Here is a 14,056-nt window from a genome sequence, read left to right on the forward strand (position 1 = left end):
CTCGGGGGCATCCGTGCGCTCGATGTTCATGTGAACACCCATTGACATGAACCATGAATTCGGTGTTAATGGACATCATCATGAAAACGACGAGGACCTACGACATGCGCGGTCGTGCGGCCGAGGCCGACCGCACCCGCGCGCGCATCCTCGACGCGACCGTGGCGCTCGCCGGCGAGGTCCCCCTCGCGGCGTGCACCCTCCCCGCGATCGCCGACCGCGCGGGGGTGTCGGTGCAGACCGTGCTGCGCGCGTACGGCAGCCGCGACGGCCTCTTCGCCGCCGCGACGACCCGCGGCCGCGAGCAGGTCGTCGCCCAGCGCGAGACGCCCGTCGGCGACGCGGATGCCGCGCTCGAGGTGCTCGCGGGGCACTACGAGGCGTGGGGCGACACCATGCTGCTGCTGCTCGCGCAGGAGTCGTGGGAGCCGGTCGCCGCGGAGATCACGGCGAGCGGCCGGATGCTGCACCGCGACTGGGTCCGCGCCGTGTTCGCGCCGGCCGTCGAGCGGCTCGATGCATCCGACCGCGACGAGGCGGTCGACCTGCTCGTCGCGGCCACCGACCTCTACACCTGGAAGCTCATGCGGCGCGACCGCGGCCTCGATCGTGCGGCGACGATCGGGCGCATGCGCCGCCTCGTGGCATCCGTGCTCGCCTCGATCGACGCACCTGCGAGCTCGGAGCCCGCCACGCGAGGACCCTCCACTCGGGAAGGGAGACGACCATGACCGCCGTCACGCTCGTGACCGTCGACGCGGGCGGGAACGCGCCGCCCATGCTCGACATCGCCCGCACGCTCGTGCGCCGCGGCGAGGACGTGCGCGTCCTCGGGCACGAGCGCCAGCGCGATCGCGTCGCCCCAACCGGTGCCCGGTTCGAGCCGCTCGACGCGCTCGCGTTCTGGGACTGCACGATCCCGCGGTCGCTGCCGTCGACGCTCGGGCAGTTCAGCCGGCTCGGGTCCGACGGCGCCCTCCGGCGCGAGGTCGCCGACCGGCTGCGGTCCGATGAGACCGACGTCGCGCTCGTCGACTGCCTCACGGCCTCGGCGGTGCTCGGCGCCCGCGACGCGGGCGTGCCGTCCGCGGTGCTCTTCCACACCTTCCTCGCGTACTGGCGCGACGCGTACGCCCGCGGGCCCGTCGGGATCGTCGCACGGCTCCGGGGCGTCGACCTGCGCGCCGCCTGGCGGAGCGCCGACGCCCGCATCGTGACGGCCGACGCGACGCTCGACCCGGCCGGGCACGTCGGCGAGCCCGGCACGGCCTGGGTCGGGCCCACCGATACCGGCGTGCCGGCGCATCCTGATCCCGACCGGCCGCCGCTCGTCGTGGTCAGCCTGTCGACGACGTGGCTGCCCGGCCAGACCTCCGCCTACCAGCGCATCGTGACCGCGCTCGGATCGCTGCCGGTGCGCGGGCTCGTGACCGCGGGCGGCATCGCGCCCGACCGGCCGATCGACCTGCCGCCGAACGTCGAGTGGGCCGATCGGCGCCGGCACGCCGACGTCCTCCCCGAGGCCTCGCTCGTGGTCGGGCACGGCGGCCACTCGACGACCTCGACGGCGCTCGCCCACGACCTGCCGCTCGTCATCCTCCCGATGAACCCGCACGCCGACCAGCCCATGGTCGCGGCCGCGATCGAAGCCGCAGGCGCGGGCGTCGCGCTGTCGCCGCGAGTGCGTCCCGGGCAGATCGCGGAGGCCGTGGTGCGCGCGCTCGGCGACCGGCGCATGGCCGCCGCGGCGGCCGACCTCGGGCGGCGCATCCGGTCGGCCGACGCCGCCGACGCGGCATCCGACCGCCTGCTGGCGCTCGTCGGGCGACCGACGCACTCGTCCGGGCGGTCGCCCGAGGAGGCGTGACCGCTCACGGCTCGAGGGGGAATGCGACGAGCGGCCGCTCCCCAGGGCCGCCCGCCGCGACGGGTGACGGATGCCCCCGCATCCGCACCCCGCTCGTCGCCGGTCAGTCGTGCCAGACCTGCACGACCGACGGGCGCGGCGCGGCGACCGCACCGGGCGCCGCCGAGCCGTAGTCGGGGAAGCGCGACGTCTGCGCGGCCACGGAGCCGTTCTCGCCCGGGTGCTGCACGGCCACGAAGACGAGGCCCTCGCGGTCGTGGATCACCGGGCCGCAGGTCTCGGCCTCGCGCGGCACCGAGAGGAACTGCTGCACGTTGCCGCGCTGGTCGCCCTCGAGCGGCACCCGGAAGAGGCCGTCGTTGTACCCGATCGTGCCGGGCGCGCCGTCGGTCGAGATCCAGAGGTTGCCCTCGGAGTCGAACGCGAGGTTGTCGGGGCACGAGATCGGCGACACGAGCTCCTTCGGGAAGCCGGCGAAGTACGTGTACGCGGTCTTCGACGGGTCGCCGCAGAGCAGCAGGATGTTCCAGCCGAACGTCTCCCCCGCCTGGCCGGCGGTCTCCGTGAGCTCGATGACGTGCCCGAAGCGGTTGCCCGAGATCGGGTTCGCCTCGTCGAGCGGCGAGGACGTGCCGCGCGCGCTGTTGTTCGTCAGCGCGACGTACACCTTGCCGGTGCGCGGGTTCGGCTCGACGTCCTCGGGGCGGTCCATCTTGGTCGCGCCCACGAGGTCGGCGGCGCGACGCGTGTAGACGAGCACCTCCTCGATCGTCATGCCCGGCACCACGCTCCGGCCGTTCCGCGTGAGCGGGAGCCACTGGCCCGCACCGTCGAAGAGCCCGTCACTGGGCATCGCGCCGCCGCCCGTGATCTCGCCGGCGGGCGAGTTGCCCGTGAACTTCGCCACGAACAGGTCGCCCTCGCTGAGCAGGCGCTGGTTCTTCTTCTTCGCGCCGGTCGACGTCGCCGCGGTGTAGCGGCCCTTCGACACGAACTTGTACAGGTAGTCGTTGCGCTCGTCGTCGCCCATGTACGCCACGACGCGGCCGTCCTCGGCGATGATCACGTTGGCGCCCTCGTGCTTCAGTCGGCCCATGGCCGTGTGCTTGAGCGGCGTCGACGTCGGGTCGTTCGGGTCGATCTCCACGATCCAGCCGAAGCGGTTCGGCTCGTTCACGGAGCCGGCCCGGTGCGCGTCGAAGCGCGGGTCGTACGCCTCCCAGCCGGTCTCGGTAGAGGTCGTCGACGTGCCGCTGTAGCGCTTCTGCTCCGCCGTGTCGGCCGCCCACGCGAAGTAGCCGTTGAAGTTCTCCTCGCCCGACAGCACGGTGCCCCACGGGGTGGTGCCGCCGGCGCAGTTGCCGAGCGTGCCCTTGACCCAGCGTCCTTCGGGGTCGGCGGCGGTCTTCACCAGGTCGGAGCCGGCCGCGGGACCGGTCAGCTCGAACACGGTCTCGACCGTGATGCGGCGGTTGCGCCTGCCGCCCACCACGTACAACCACGGGTCGCCGGCCTTGTCACGGCGCAGCTCGACGACGGACATGCCCTGCGCCGCCTTGTAGATGTCGCCGCGGCGGCGCTTCTCGGCGGGATCGCTCGTGGGCGGGAACATGATGTTCGGGTTGACGTACTCGTGGTTCGCGACGAGCACGCCCGTCTTGCCGCTCGGGTCGGCGATGATGTCGAGGTAGTCGTTGTTGTAGCCGAACTGGCCCGCCTGGGCGTCGGCCGACTGGTTCGCGAAGTCGAGCGACGGCGACGACGAGAACAGCGGGTCGCCCCAGCGGATGATCGGGCTCCATCGGTAGCCTGCCGGCACCGTGAACTCGTCGACGAGGCGGTCGACGGGGTCGATCGCGCCGAACGCGAGGCCGGCGTTTCCGGGCTTCGCGGCGTACGCGGCGCCCGACCCGCCGCCGACGGCGTTGCCGACCACGAGCCCGACGGCGCCCGCGAGTCCCAGGCCGAGCAGCGAACGACGGGTGAGGGCCGCCGATGCGATGTCGCGGAAGTGCGCGTTGTCCGACGTGTTGCACTCGGGTCCGAGGCACGCGTCGGCGCACTTCAGCCGGCACGTCACGGCCGAGCGCTTGCCGCGGACGTGGTCGGCCATGGGGAGCAATCGCAGCGGAGTCTGGTCGGAAATCGTCACTTCTCGGGTCCTCACGATCGACGAACGGGTCGATCCGAGCGTCGTCGTCCGAGGAAACGCGAAGGCACCGCGACGGTGAACAGGAACTGACGTCGCGGTGAAGCACAAGGGGGTGATCGCGCGACATGCCCGTGCCTACAGTGTCGACATGAACCCGACCTCTGTCTCCCCCAGCGCCGCCGTCGATGCCGCCCAGGACTCGACCGCGTTCCGACTCGCCGCCCGCGCCGGCTACGTGGTGCTCGGACTCGTCCACGTCGTCATCGGCATGATCGCCGTGTCGATCGCCGCGGGGGCGGGCGGCGGCGAGGCCGACCAGAGCGGGGCCATGGAGCAGATCGCGCGCGTCCCGTTCGGCGTGGTGGTGCTCTGGGTCATCGTGGTCGGGCTCGCGGCGCTCGGCGTCTGGCGGATCGGCGAGGCCGTCGTCGAGCGCGATCCCGACGCGAAGCGGCGGTGGGGACGGCGAGCCAAGGAGGTCGGCACCGCGGCCGCCTACTTCGCGATCGCCGGCACGGCGCTCGTGTACGCCCTCGGCGGGAGCTCCGACTCCTCGGAGTCCACCCGGACGTTCACCGCCGACCTCCTCGCGAACCCCGCCGGCGTCGTGCTCGTCGTCCTGCTCGGACTCCTCGTGCTCGGCGTCGGCGTCGCGTTCGTCGTGCGGGGCGCCCGCCGCGACTTCGAGAAGCAGCTGTCGCTGCCCGCCGGCGCGGTCGGCGGCGGCATCCGCGCGCTCGGCGTCGTCGGCTACGTGGCCAAGGGCGTCGCCGTCGCGGTCGTCGGCGTGCTGTTCGTCATCGCGGCCCTGACCCACGATCCCGAGAAGGCCGGGGGCCTGGATGCCGCGCTGCGGAGCATGGCGGAGCTGCCGTTCGGTCGCGTCCTGCTCTGGCTCGTCGGCGCGGGACTCGTGATCTACGGCGTGTACTGCTTCGCGCGGGCGCGGTACGCCCGCCTCTGAGTCGCGAACGCGGGCGCGAGCCCGAGCGGGCGGCTCAGCCGACCGGCCAGTGGCTCAGCCGGCCAGTGCGGCGACCACTCCGTCGATCGGCACCGCGACACGGTCGCCCGACGCGCGGTCCCAGACCTCGACCACGCCATCGGCGACCCCACGGCCCGCGATCACGATCTTCGGCACGCCGATGAGCTCCGCGTCCGCGAACTTCACGCCGGGCGAGAGCTTCGGGCGGTCGTCGTAGACCACGTCGTAGCCCGCGGCCTCGAGGTCGGCCACGACGCGCTCGGCGGCGTCGAAGGCCGCCTGGTCCTTGCCCGTGGCGAGCACGTGCACGTCGAACGGCGCGACCGGCGCGGGCCAGACGAGGCCCTTGTCGTCGTTGTTGAGCTCGGCGATGATCGCGAGGATGCGCGTCACGCCGATGCCGTACGAGCCCATCGTGACGGTCGCGAGCTTGCCGTTCTCGTCGAGCACCTTGAGCCCGAGCGCCTCGGCGTACTTGCGGCCGAGCTGGAACACGTGGCCCATCTCCATGCCGCGCGCGAGCTCCACCGGGCCCGAGCCGTCGGGCGCGGGGTCGCCGTCGCGCACGTTCGAGACCTCGACCACGCCGTCGGCGGTGAAGTCGCGTCCGGCGACGAGGCCGAAGACGTGCTGCTCGTCGAGGTTCGCGCCGGTGATCCACTCGGTGCCGTCGACCACGCGAGGGTCGAGGAAGAAGCGGATGCCGGTCGACGACTCGGCGCCGAGCACCGGTCCGTCGGCCGACCACGGGCCGATGTAACCCTTCACGAGGCCGGGGTGGCGCGCGAAGTCCTGCTCGGTCGCGGGCTCGACCTCCGCGGGCGCGAAGGTGACCTCGACGCGCTTGGCCTCGATCTCGCGGTCGCCCGGGATGCCGACGACGACGACCTCGCGCGTGCCGTCGAGGTGCGTGAGCGCGAGCACGACGTTCTTCAGCGTGTCGGCGGCGGTCCAGTCGCGGCCGTCGGGACGCGGGTACTCGAGGTTGGCGAGGTCCACGAGCGTCGCGATGGTCGGCGTGTTCGGCGAGTCGAGCACCTCGGCCGCGGGCAGCCCGTCGAACGGGATCGCCTCGGGCACGACGGTCGTGAACGCCTCGACGTTCGCTGCGTAGCCCCCGGCCGAGCGCACGAAGGTGTCCTCGCCGACGGGCGTCGGGTGCAGGAACTCCTCCGACTTCGAGCCGCCCATCGCACCGGCATCCGCCTTGACGATCACGTACTCGAGCCCGAGCCGCGCGAAGATGCGCTCGTACGCGTCGCGCTGCGCCTGGTAGCTGGCGTCGAGGCCGGCGTCGGAGGCGTCGAACGAGTAGGCGTCCTTCATCGTGAACTCGCGGCCGCGCAGGAGGCCGGCGCGCGGCCGGGCCTCGTCGCGGTACTTGTCCTGGATCTGGTAGATCGTGAGCGGCAGGTCCTTGTACGAGGAGTACAGGTCCTTCACGAGCAGCGTGAAGACCTCCTCGTGCGTCGGCGCGAGCAGGTAGTCGGCCTCCTTGCGGTCCTGCAGGCGGAACAGCGCGTCGCCGTACTCCGTCCAGCGGCCCGTGACCTCGTAGGGCTCGCGGGGCAGCAGCGCGGGGAAGTGCACCTCGTGCGCCCCGGCGTTGGTCATCTCCTCGCGGATGATCCGCTCGATCTTCGCCTTCACGCGCAGGCCGAGCGGCAGCCAGGCGAAGATGCCGGGCGCCTGGCGCCGGATGTAGCCGGCGCGGACAAGCAGCTTGTGGCTCGCGATCTCGGCGTCGGCCGGGTCTTCGCGGAGCGTGCGGAGGAAGAAGTTCGACAGGCGTACGGGCACCCGACGATTCTAGTGACGCACGGATGCCACATCGTCGCGTCATGCGCGTCACCCGGCGATTCTCGTGACGCACGGATGCCACGTCGTCGCGTCATCCGCGACACCCGGTCGCTCACGCGGCCGGGCCTAGGCTTGCCGCATGCCTCGACGCCGACCGCACGTCGCCGGTTCCGCCGCCCAGAGCGAGCTCGCCGCGGCGCTCGCCGAGCTCAGGGAGACGCTCGAGCTGCCCGACGGATTCCCTCCGGCCGTGCTCGACGAGGCGGAGTCCGCGGCGGCCCCGACGCCGCCGCCCGCGGCCGACCGGCGCGACCTCCCGTTCGTCACGATCGATCCCCCGGGCTCGCTCGACCTCGACCAGGCGCTGCACCTGTCTCGACGCGCAGGCGGCTACGTCGTGCACTACGCGATCGCGGATGTCCCGGGCTTCGTGCTGCCCGGCGGCGCCGTCGACCTCGAGGCCCGCGGGCGCGGGCAGACGTTCTACGCCGCCGACGGACGGGTGCCGCTGCATCCGCCCGTGCTCAGCGAGGACCGGGCGTCGCTGCTCCCCGGCGTCGACCGCAGCGCCTACGTGTGGTCGTTCGACCTCGACGAGGCTGGAGCCGTGCTCGAGACCCGCCTCGAGCGCGCGGTCGTGCGCTCCCGCGCGCAGCTCGACTACGCGCAGGCGCAGTCGAGCATCGACGACGGGTCGGCCGACGGGTCCCTCGCCCTGCTGAAGGAGGTGGGCGGGCTACGGCTCGAGCAGGAGCGGGCGCGCGGCGGCGCGAGCCTCAACGTGCCCGACGAGGAGATCGTGCGCACGCCCGACGGCGGCTACGCCCTCGAACGACGCAGGCTCCTGCCGGTCGAGGACTGGAACGCGCAGCTCTCGCTCATGACCGGCATGGCCGCCGCCGAGCTCATGATCGCCGCGCGCGTCGGCATCCTGCGCACCATGCCGAAGCCGTCCGACGAGGAGATCGCGTCGTTCCGCCGCCAGACCGAGGCGCTCGGACGCCCGTGGCCCGAGTCGATCGGCTATGGCGAGTACCTCCACGAGCTGCCGCGCGACGAGCCCGCATCGCTCGCGATCCTCCAGGCCGCGAGCGGGCTGTTCCGCGGAGCCGGTTACGTGGCAATGGACGGCACCGTGCCCGACGACCCGGTGCAGTCCGCCCTGGCCGCCCCGTACGCCCACGTCACGGCCCCGTTGCGCCGACTCGTCGACCGCTGGGGACTCGTGGTGTGCGAGGCGATCGCCGACGGGCGCGAGGTCCCCGACTGGGCGCGAGCGTCGCTCGGCGAGCTGCCGTCGCTCATGGGCGCGTCGACCCGTCGGGCGTCGCAGCTCGACGCGGGGTCGATCGCACGGGTCGAGGCCGCCGTGCTGTCGGATCGCGTCGGCGACCGGTTCGACGCGACGGTGCTCGGACTGCGGAACGGTTCGGCGGTGATCCAGCTCGTCGAGCCGGCGGTCACGGCGACGTGTCCCGCGCCGCCCGAGGCGCGTCCGGGCGCGCAGCTGGCCGTGGTGCTCGAGGGCGCGGACATCCGCACCGGCACCGTGCGGTTCCGGGCGGCCTGACCGCGCCGATCAGCCCTGCGCGTGCGCCGCGATCGCCGCCGCGACGGCCGGGGCGAGCTCCTCGGGTTCGATGCCCCGGTTGTACGGGGTGGCGATCACGAGGTTCACCCCGTCCGTGGCGAGCAGTGCCCACGACTCCTCAGACGTCGCGACGGCGACCGATTCCCCGGCGCCGTCGACCGGTGTCGCGATCGCGCCGGACTCCGCAGCCGCTGTGCGGACCGCCCAGCCGGCGCCGGGGATCGTCGTCAGTCCCAGCCCGAACGAGCTGGACGCGCTCCACCAGCCGCAGGATCGGTAGCCCGTGGCGCGGAGCGCGGCGTACACGCCAGGCCCCGCCTCCGCCGGGTGGTGCCCGTCGGTCGCCTCGAGGTCGGGCTGCCCGAGCGCTGCGGCGGCATCGAGGAACGCGCAGTCCTGGTCGGCCGGCCAGGCGCCCGGTCGTGTGACCGGAGCGGGCGCCGGTCGGTCGGATCGAGCGTCGAACGCGTCGACCAGCGCATCGATCCCCTCGACGGCATCCGCACCGGAGTCGACCGCGGTATACAGGACGCCCGCGATCCAGTACTCGCCGACGGTGCGACCGAACGAGCACCGCCCCTGCACGTCGTCGCCGTAGCAGGTCGGGGCGCTGCCCTCGTCGGCGCCCGAGGCAGCGGCGGCGTCCGCGACCGCAGCGTGCGGGATGACGGTGATCCACACCTGCGGGAGGCCGGCGTCGTCGTCCCAGGCGCACCGGATGCCCCCGAGCTGCTGGACGGCGATCGTCACCCCATCGACGGGCCCGTCGGCGCGCGAGACTACCGGTCCGCCGCTCGCCGCCGAGACCTCGGCGTCGGTGAGGACGGTGGAGCAATTGCCGTCGAACACGAGCGCCGGCGGTGCGAGCGGGTCGGGTTCGGCGGTCGGCTCGGGCGTCTCGGCGACGATGCTCGGGGTCGGGGGCTCCGTCTCGGCGGTCGCTACGGACACGCAGCCGGAGAGCAGGGTGACGAGGGCGGCGCTCAACGCGAGCGCGGGCAGGGTTCGGGCCACGGCACAACGCTAGTGCCCTCGGTCCCCAGGCTCAGACGTTGCCGTCGACGTCCTCTTCGTCCTGCATCGCGAAATCGTCGAGCTCGTCCTCGGCCGTGTCCGCCTCGGCCGCCTCACCGGATGCCTCGTCGGTCCCCTCGTGCAGCGTCCCCATGCCGTCGGGGTAGCCCGCCTCGTCGGGGTACTCGAACTGCGTGCCGTCTCCGCTCATCGCGGTCCCCTCTCGCGAACGGATGCCGCATGTAAGGGCATTCCGTGGGGCCCACGTTACCCGCGAGCCCGGGTCACCGCGACGCCGCCGCCATGATCATCGTCAGCAGCGCCGTGGAGCTCGCCCGATCGATGTCGGCGGGCACCTGGACCCACGCGAGGTTGACGCCGTCGGTGGCGTAGACCGAGGTCGTGTCGCTGCCGTGGGGCACGGCGACGGCCTCGAGCGCGCCGTCGACGGCGACCGCCTGGGCGCCCTCGCGGGTGGCCAGCTCGGCGATGGCCCAGCCGGCACCCGGGAGGAGTTCGCTCCCGAACCACCGTGCGTACTCCGGGGTGGACCAGGTGCACGGGAAGTCGCCGACCGTAGCCGTCGCCGCCATGAAGCCGGGCGAGGCCTCACCGCCGCGGCCGCCCTCCTCCGCGGTGAACGCCTCTCCGAGGACGGCGGTCGTGTCCACCGCCGACCCGAAGGTGGCGCAGTCGGCCGGTACCGTCCACATCCCCTCGGCGCGATGCACGGGCACGGGAGGATTCGCGGCGGCGGCGTCCCCGACGCCGGCCGTGATGGCGTCGATCACGTCGAGGGCGGTGTCCGCCGATCCGTTCGCCACACCGACGATGCCCGTGAGCCAGTAGCCGCCGACGACCGTGCTGAACGAGCAGCGGTTCTCGACCGGCTCGCCGCCGTAGCAGTACGGCGACTTCGCCTCCGCCTTCGCGACCTGGGCTTCGAGTCCGGCCCCGGGCATCACGTCGAGCTCGACGTGGGCCTCGGAGTCGCTCATCCAGGCGCAGAAGAGACCACCGAGCACGTCGACGGCCCAGACGCGCTCGCTGTTCCCGGCCGTCGAGCGCAGCGCCACGTCGTCGCCGACGAGCTCGGACAGGGTCGCCTCATCGGCGACCGCCGCGCACGAGCCGCCGAATGCGACGGCCGGCTTCGCGACGATCGTCGGCGTGGGCTCCGCGGTCGCCGTCGGCGACGGAGGCTCCGGGGTAGGGGCGGCGGCATCCGCTGCTGGGACGCAACCGGTCAATGCCGCGAGGAGAATACCGACGAGTAGGGCGCCAGTGATACGTGTCATGGCGAGAATGTATCGCTCGGGAATCCATCGGGGAGAACCGCGTGGATATCGATTCGGATACGACGCGGGAAACGGCTCAGGGCGTGACGACCTGCGGGCTGCCGACCGGGGCATCCGCGCCCATCTCGTCGGCGATGCGGTTCGCCTCGGCGATGAGCGTCGCGACGATCTCCGACTCTGGGACGGTCTTGATGACCTCGCCCTTCACGAAGATCTGGCCCTTGCCGTTGCCGGATGCCACGCCGAGGTCGGCCTCTCGTGCCTCACCGGGTCCGTTGACGACGCAGCCCATGACGGCGACGCGCAGCGGCACGCTCATGCCCTCGAGCCCGTCGGTGACGTCGTTCGCGAGCTTGTAGACGTCGACCTGCGCGCGGCCGCACGAGGGGCACGACACGATCTCGAGCTTGCGCTCGCGGAGGTTGAGGGACTGCAGGATCTGCAGGCCGACCTTGACCTCCTCGACGGGCGGCGCCGACAGCGACACCCGGATCGTGTCGCCGATGCCCTCGCTGAGCAGGATGCCGAAGGCCGTCGCGCTCTTGATGGTGCCCTGGAACGCGGGACCGGCCTCGGTCACGCCGAGGTGCAGGGGCCAGTCGCCCCGCTCGGCGAGCTGGCGGTAGGCCTTCACCATCACGATCGGGTCGTTGTGCTTCACCGAGATCTTGAAGTCGTGGAAGTCGTGCTCCTCGAAGAGGCTCGCCTCCCACACCGCCGACTCGACGAGCGCCTCGGGCGTCGCCTTGCCGTACTTCTGGAGCAGGCGCGGGTCGAGCGAGCCGGCGTTCACGCCGATGCGGATCGAGACGCCCGCCTCCTTCGCGCGGCGCGCGATCTCGCCGACCTGGTCGTCGAACTTGCGGATGTTGCCCGGGTTCACACGCACGGCCGCGCAGCCCGCGTCGATCGCCGCGTACACGTAGTTCGGCTGGAAGTGGATGTCGGCGATGACCGGGATCTGGCTCTTCTTCGCGATGATCGGCAGCGCCTCGGCATCGTCGCGGCTGGGCACGGCGACGCGGACGATGTCGCAGCCCGAGGCGGTCAGCTCGGCGATCTGCTGCAGCGTCGCGTTGATGTTCGGCGTCGGCGTCGTGGTCATCGACTGCACGCTCACGGGCGCGTCGCCGCCGACGAGCACCTTGCCCACCTTGATCTGCCGGGACTTGCGTCGCGGGGCCAGGGTTTCGGGGACCTTCGGCATTCCGAGATTCACTGCAGGCACCGTACGAGTCTACTTCCGGCTGCGGGAGTGCGGGCCGATGGGCGGATGCCTCAGGCGCAGCCGTTCTCGTACACCGGGACCGGTGCGTCGACCGAGGCGATCGTCGCGGAGTCCTCGCTCGGGCGGAACTCCACGCTGATCTTCACGGTGCCGGGACCCCCGACGGCCGCGCGGGACTCCTCGACGTACTCGAGATACGGTTCGGAGCAGCCGGAGGGATTCTGCCGAAGCTCGGGGATCGCGACGAGTTCCTCCCAGCCCGCGCCGACGTCGGGGTGCCACGTTCGGGGCGGGAGGTGGTTCCCGCCTTCGACCGGCTGATCGACGGGAGCGACCCCGAAGACCGTCGTGAGCGCGGCGACCGCCTCGGAGGGAGCCGAGAGGTAGCCGAGGGTCGCCACTACCGTCCCGGTCGCATCGCGCAGCTCCAACGCGTCAGGACGGGCCACCAGGACGGTCACCGTCGTGAGCGGGTCGACGGGCTCGGCGGACGGCGTCGGCGACGCGGTCGGACGCGGCGTCGCGGCATCCGGCGTCAGGGTCGGCGTGGAGCCGGCGCACGCGCTCAGGGCGAGCACCAGGGAGAGCGCGGCGGCGGTGAGGGCGCCGGCCGCAGCGTTCGGGTCATCGGACTCCTGGTTCCATTCGAGCTAGACCCGCCCGACGCCGATGTTGACGGGAGCGACGAGGCGGAAGCCGTCCTCGCCGTCCTTCCAGATCACCACGGAATAGGCGTTGGTCCTGCCCTCCACCTCGGACGGGCCGAGCTCAGGGCCCGTCTCGACGGGTACCTCGACGTAGCCGTCGACATCGTACGGCTCCCCCAACCGTCCGGCGAGCTCGCCGACGTCGTCCCCGACCTCGAAACCCGGTGAAGTCGTCAGGGTGATACCTCGCACGGTCGGTGCCGTGACCTGCACCGCCAGGTTCATGCCGGCGACGTCCGGCCCGTCGTCGGGGATCCACACGGAGTGGTCGTCGTCGGCGAAGTGGCCCATGTGGTCGTCGGAGACCTGGAAGTCCTCCCACCGGTACCTCGTCTCCGGCCGGGCTTCGCAGCACGACCCCGCGTACTCCTCGATCGTAGGCTCGCCGCCGAAGACCACGGTCAGGTCGGCGACGAACTCGTCGGCGGCCAGGTCGTACGAGAGCGTCCGGACGACGGCGCCGGACCCGTCCTGCAGGTCGAGCTGCTCGGGGCGGACGACGATCGATGCGATCACGGGCTCCGCCGGCGCGGTGGTGGGGGCCGGGCTCGGCACGGAGGGCGACGACGACGGTGCGGCGCTGTCCTGCGGCGTCGACTGGCCGACGCAGCCGGTGAAGGTCAGCGCGACGAGGATGGCAGCGGCGGGCAGGATGCCGGCGCGGAGGGCGCTCACGCGCAACCGTCCTCGTAAATCGGCGTCGGCGCATCGACCCGGGTGACGGCATCGGCATCGTCCGTGTTCCCGAAGTCCACGCCGAACCGCTTCACGTGCACCGTGCCGTCGGGCCATGTCTCGTCGCGCTCGATGTATTCGAGGTAGGGCCCGGAGCATCCACTCGGATTGACCTGCAGGTCGGGCATCGCCTGCAGGTCTCTCCACGAGTACCCGACCCCGATGCCGTCGGACGTGGTGAGTGCGACGCCCGAGCTCTGCGAATCCGTGAACGCCACACGGAAGCTCGGCTGGTACAGCGTGCGCTCCCGGTCGGCGAACTCCGCCCAGCGGTCGACGTAGCGGTTCTCCCAGAGCTCGAACCCGCCCCATCGGTGCGCGGTGTTCGGCGGGAAGTGGCCGTTGCCCTGGTGGTCCTCCGGATCCGGTGCCGCGCCGAACACCGTCGTGAGCGTTTCGATGGCCGGAGCCGCAGGGGTGAGGTAGTCGAGCGAGGTCACGACGACGCCGGATGCGTCGCGGAGCTCCAGCGACTCGGGGCGCGCGACGATCTCCGTCACGGTCGTGAGCGGATCGACCGGCTCGGCGGTCGGCGTCGCCGTGGCGGTCCGGCGCGGCGTCGCCGCATCCGCCGTCGGTGACGGAGTCGGCGTCGGGCCGACGCACGCTGCGAGCGCGAGCATGAGCGAGATCGCGGCGGCGGTGAGGGCGCCGGCGCGGAACGTTCGGGTCATCGGAC

General features: G+C 72.4%; 13 protein-coding genes. 4 read left to right on the forward strand and 9 right to left on the reverse strand.

Going from position 1 to position 14,056, the window contains the following annotated elements:
* Positions 1–80: 80 nt before the first annotated feature.
* Together ACFVN5_RS18435 and ACFVN5_RS18440 are read left to right on the forward strand one after the other, a co-directional pair.
* On the forward strand, positions 81–731 hold the full coding sequence (locus tag ACFVN5_RS18435; RefSeq protein ID WP_376957097.1) for a TetR/AcrR family transcriptional regulator: 651 nt from the start codon (positions 81–83) through the stop codon (positions 729–731).
* A complete protein-coding gene (locus ACFVN5_RS18440) occupies positions 728–1,867 on the forward strand; it encodes a glycosyltransferase (RefSeq protein WP_376957100.1) in 1,140 nt (379 codons plus the stop codon). Before ACFVN5_RS18435 ends, ACFVN5_RS18440 begins: the two co-directional genes overlap by 4 nt.
* 103 nt (positions 1,868–1,970) lie before the next feature.
* Here the strand turns inward: ACFVN5_RS18440 and ACFVN5_RS18445 are convergent, their stop codons facing one another.
* Positions 1,971–3,980: a PhoX family protein gene (locus tag ACFVN5_RS18445; protein WP_376957103.1), complete on the reverse strand. Its 2,010-nt coding sequence runs from the start codon at positions 3,978–3,980 to the stop codon at positions 1,971–1,973.
* 187 nt (positions 3,981–4,167) lie between these two features.
* On the opposite strand from ACFVN5_RS18445, the gene ACFVN5_RS18450 reads away from it, so the two are divergent.
* Positions 4,168–4,983: a DUF1206 domain-containing protein gene (locus ACFVN5_RS18450; RefSeq protein WP_376957106.1), complete on the forward strand. Its 816-nt coding sequence runs from the start codon at positions 4,168–4,170 to the stop codon at positions 4,981–4,983.
* 54 nt (positions 4,984–5,037) lie between these two features.
* Here ACFVN5_RS18450 and ACFVN5_RS18455 read toward each other — a convergent pair whose 3' ends face one another.
* Positions 5,038–6,804 (reverse strand): proline--tRNA ligase, encoded by a 1,767-nt coding sequence (locus ACFVN5_RS18455; protein ID WP_376957109.1) that lies wholly within the window; start codon positions 6,802–6,804, stop codon positions 5,038–5,040.
* 139 nt (positions 6,805–6,943) lie between these two features.
* On the opposite strand from ACFVN5_RS18455, the gene ACFVN5_RS18460 reads away from it, so the two are divergent.
* The gene (locus ACFVN5_RS18460) at positions 6,944–8,374 is read left to right on the forward strand and encodes an RNB domain-containing ribonuclease (protein ID WP_376957112.1); all 1,431 of its coding nucleotides are present in this window, start codon (positions 6,944–6,946) and stop codon (positions 8,372–8,374) included.
* Between the two features lie 9 nt (positions 8,375–8,383).
* On the opposite strand, the gene ACFVN5_RS18465 is transcribed toward ACFVN5_RS18460, so the two are convergent.
* The 7 genes from ACFVN5_RS18465 to ACFVN5_RS18495 form a co-directional block, all read right to left on the reverse strand.
* The gene (locus tag ACFVN5_RS18465; protein WP_376957115.1) at positions 8,384–9,409 is read right to left on the reverse strand and encodes a hypothetical protein; all 1,026 of its coding nucleotides are present in this window, start codon (positions 9,407–9,409) and stop codon (positions 8,384–8,386) included.
* 31 nt (positions 9,410–9,440) lie between these two features.
* Positions 9,441–9,620, reverse strand: a complete 180-nt coding sequence (locus ACFVN5_RS18470) for a hypothetical protein (RefSeq protein ID WP_376957117.1) — start codon at positions 9,618–9,620, stop codon at positions 9,441–9,443.
* 73 nt (positions 9,621–9,693) lie between these two features.
* The gene (locus ACFVN5_RS18475) at positions 9,694–10,707 is read right to left on the reverse strand and encodes a hypothetical protein (protein WP_376957120.1); all 1,014 of its coding nucleotides are present in this window, start codon (positions 10,705–10,707) and stop codon (positions 9,694–9,696) included.
* A 76-nt stretch (positions 10,708–10,783) separates the two neighbouring features.
* Entirely contained in the window at positions 10,784–11,914 is a 1,131-nt protein-coding gene (ispG, locus tag ACFVN5_RS18480; protein WP_376957263.1) for a flavodoxin-dependent (E)-4-hydroxy-3-methylbut-2-enyl-diphosphate synthase, read from the reverse strand.
* A 71-nt stretch (positions 11,915–11,985) separates the two neighbouring features.
* Positions 11,986–12,513 (reverse strand): hypothetical protein, encoded by a 528-nt coding sequence (locus ACFVN5_RS18485; RefSeq protein ID WP_376957123.1) that lies wholly within the window; start codon positions 12,511–12,513, stop codon positions 11,986–11,988.
* Between the two features lie 72 nt (positions 12,514–12,585).
* On the reverse strand, positions 12,586–13,317 hold the full coding sequence (locus ACFVN5_RS18490; RefSeq protein ID WP_376957125.1) for a hypothetical protein: 732 nt from the start codon (positions 13,315–13,317) through the stop codon (positions 12,586–12,588).
* A complete protein-coding gene (locus ACFVN5_RS18495; RefSeq protein WP_376957128.1) occupies positions 13,314–14,051 on the reverse strand; it encodes a hypothetical protein in 738 nt (245 codons plus the stop codon). Before ACFVN5_RS18495 ends, ACFVN5_RS18490 begins: the two co-directional genes overlap by 4 nt.
* Positions 14,052–14,056: the final 5 nt, after the last annotated feature.

Source organism: Agromyces sp. NPDC057865, from assembly GCF_042796995.1.
In the GTDB taxonomy this organism is placed as follows: domain Bacteria; phylum Actinomycetota; class Actinomycetes; order Actinomycetales; family Microbacteriaceae; genus Agromyces.

What these genes read in the sequence shown, in the direction of transcription:
- ACFVN5_RS18460 (WP_376957112.1), top strand. Translation starts at nt 6,944, where the DNA reads ATGCCTCGACGCCGACCGCACGTCGCCGGTTCCGCCGCCCAGAGCGAG.
- ACFVN5_RS18440 (WP_376957100.1), top strand. Translation starts at nt 728, where the DNA reads ATGACCGCCGTCACGCTCGTGACCGTCGACGCGGGCGGGAACGCGCCG.
- ACFVN5_RS18450 (WP_376957106.1), top strand. Translation starts at nt 4,168, where the DNA reads ATGAACCCGACCTCTGTCTCCCCCAGCGCCGCCGTCGATGCCGCCCAG.
- ACFVN5_RS18475 (WP_376957120.1), bottom strand. Translation starts at nt 10,707, where the DNA reads ATGACACGTATCACTGGCGCCCTACTCGTCGGTATTCTCCTCGCGGCA.
- ACFVN5_RS18470 (WP_376957117.1), bottom strand. Translation starts at nt 9,620, where the DNA reads ATGAGCGGAGACGGCACGCAGTTCGAGTACCCCGACGAGGCGGGCTAC.
- ACFVN5_RS18445 (WP_376957103.1), bottom strand. Translation starts at nt 3,980, where the DNA reads ATGGCCGACCACGTCCGCGGCAAGCGCTCGGCCGTGACGTGCCGGCTG.
- ispG (WP_376957263.1), bottom strand. Translation starts at nt 11,914, where the DNA reads ATGCCGAAGGTCCCCGAAACCCTGGCCCCGCGACGCAAGTCCCGGCAG.
- ACFVN5_RS18495 (WP_376957128.1), bottom strand. Translation starts at nt 14,051, where the DNA reads ATGACCCGAACGTTCCGCGCCGGCGCCCTCACCGCCGCCGCGATCTCG.
- ACFVN5_RS18435 (WP_376957097.1), top strand. Translation starts at nt 81, where the DNA reads ATGAAAACGACGAGGACCTACGACATGCGCGGTCGTGCGGCCGAGGCC.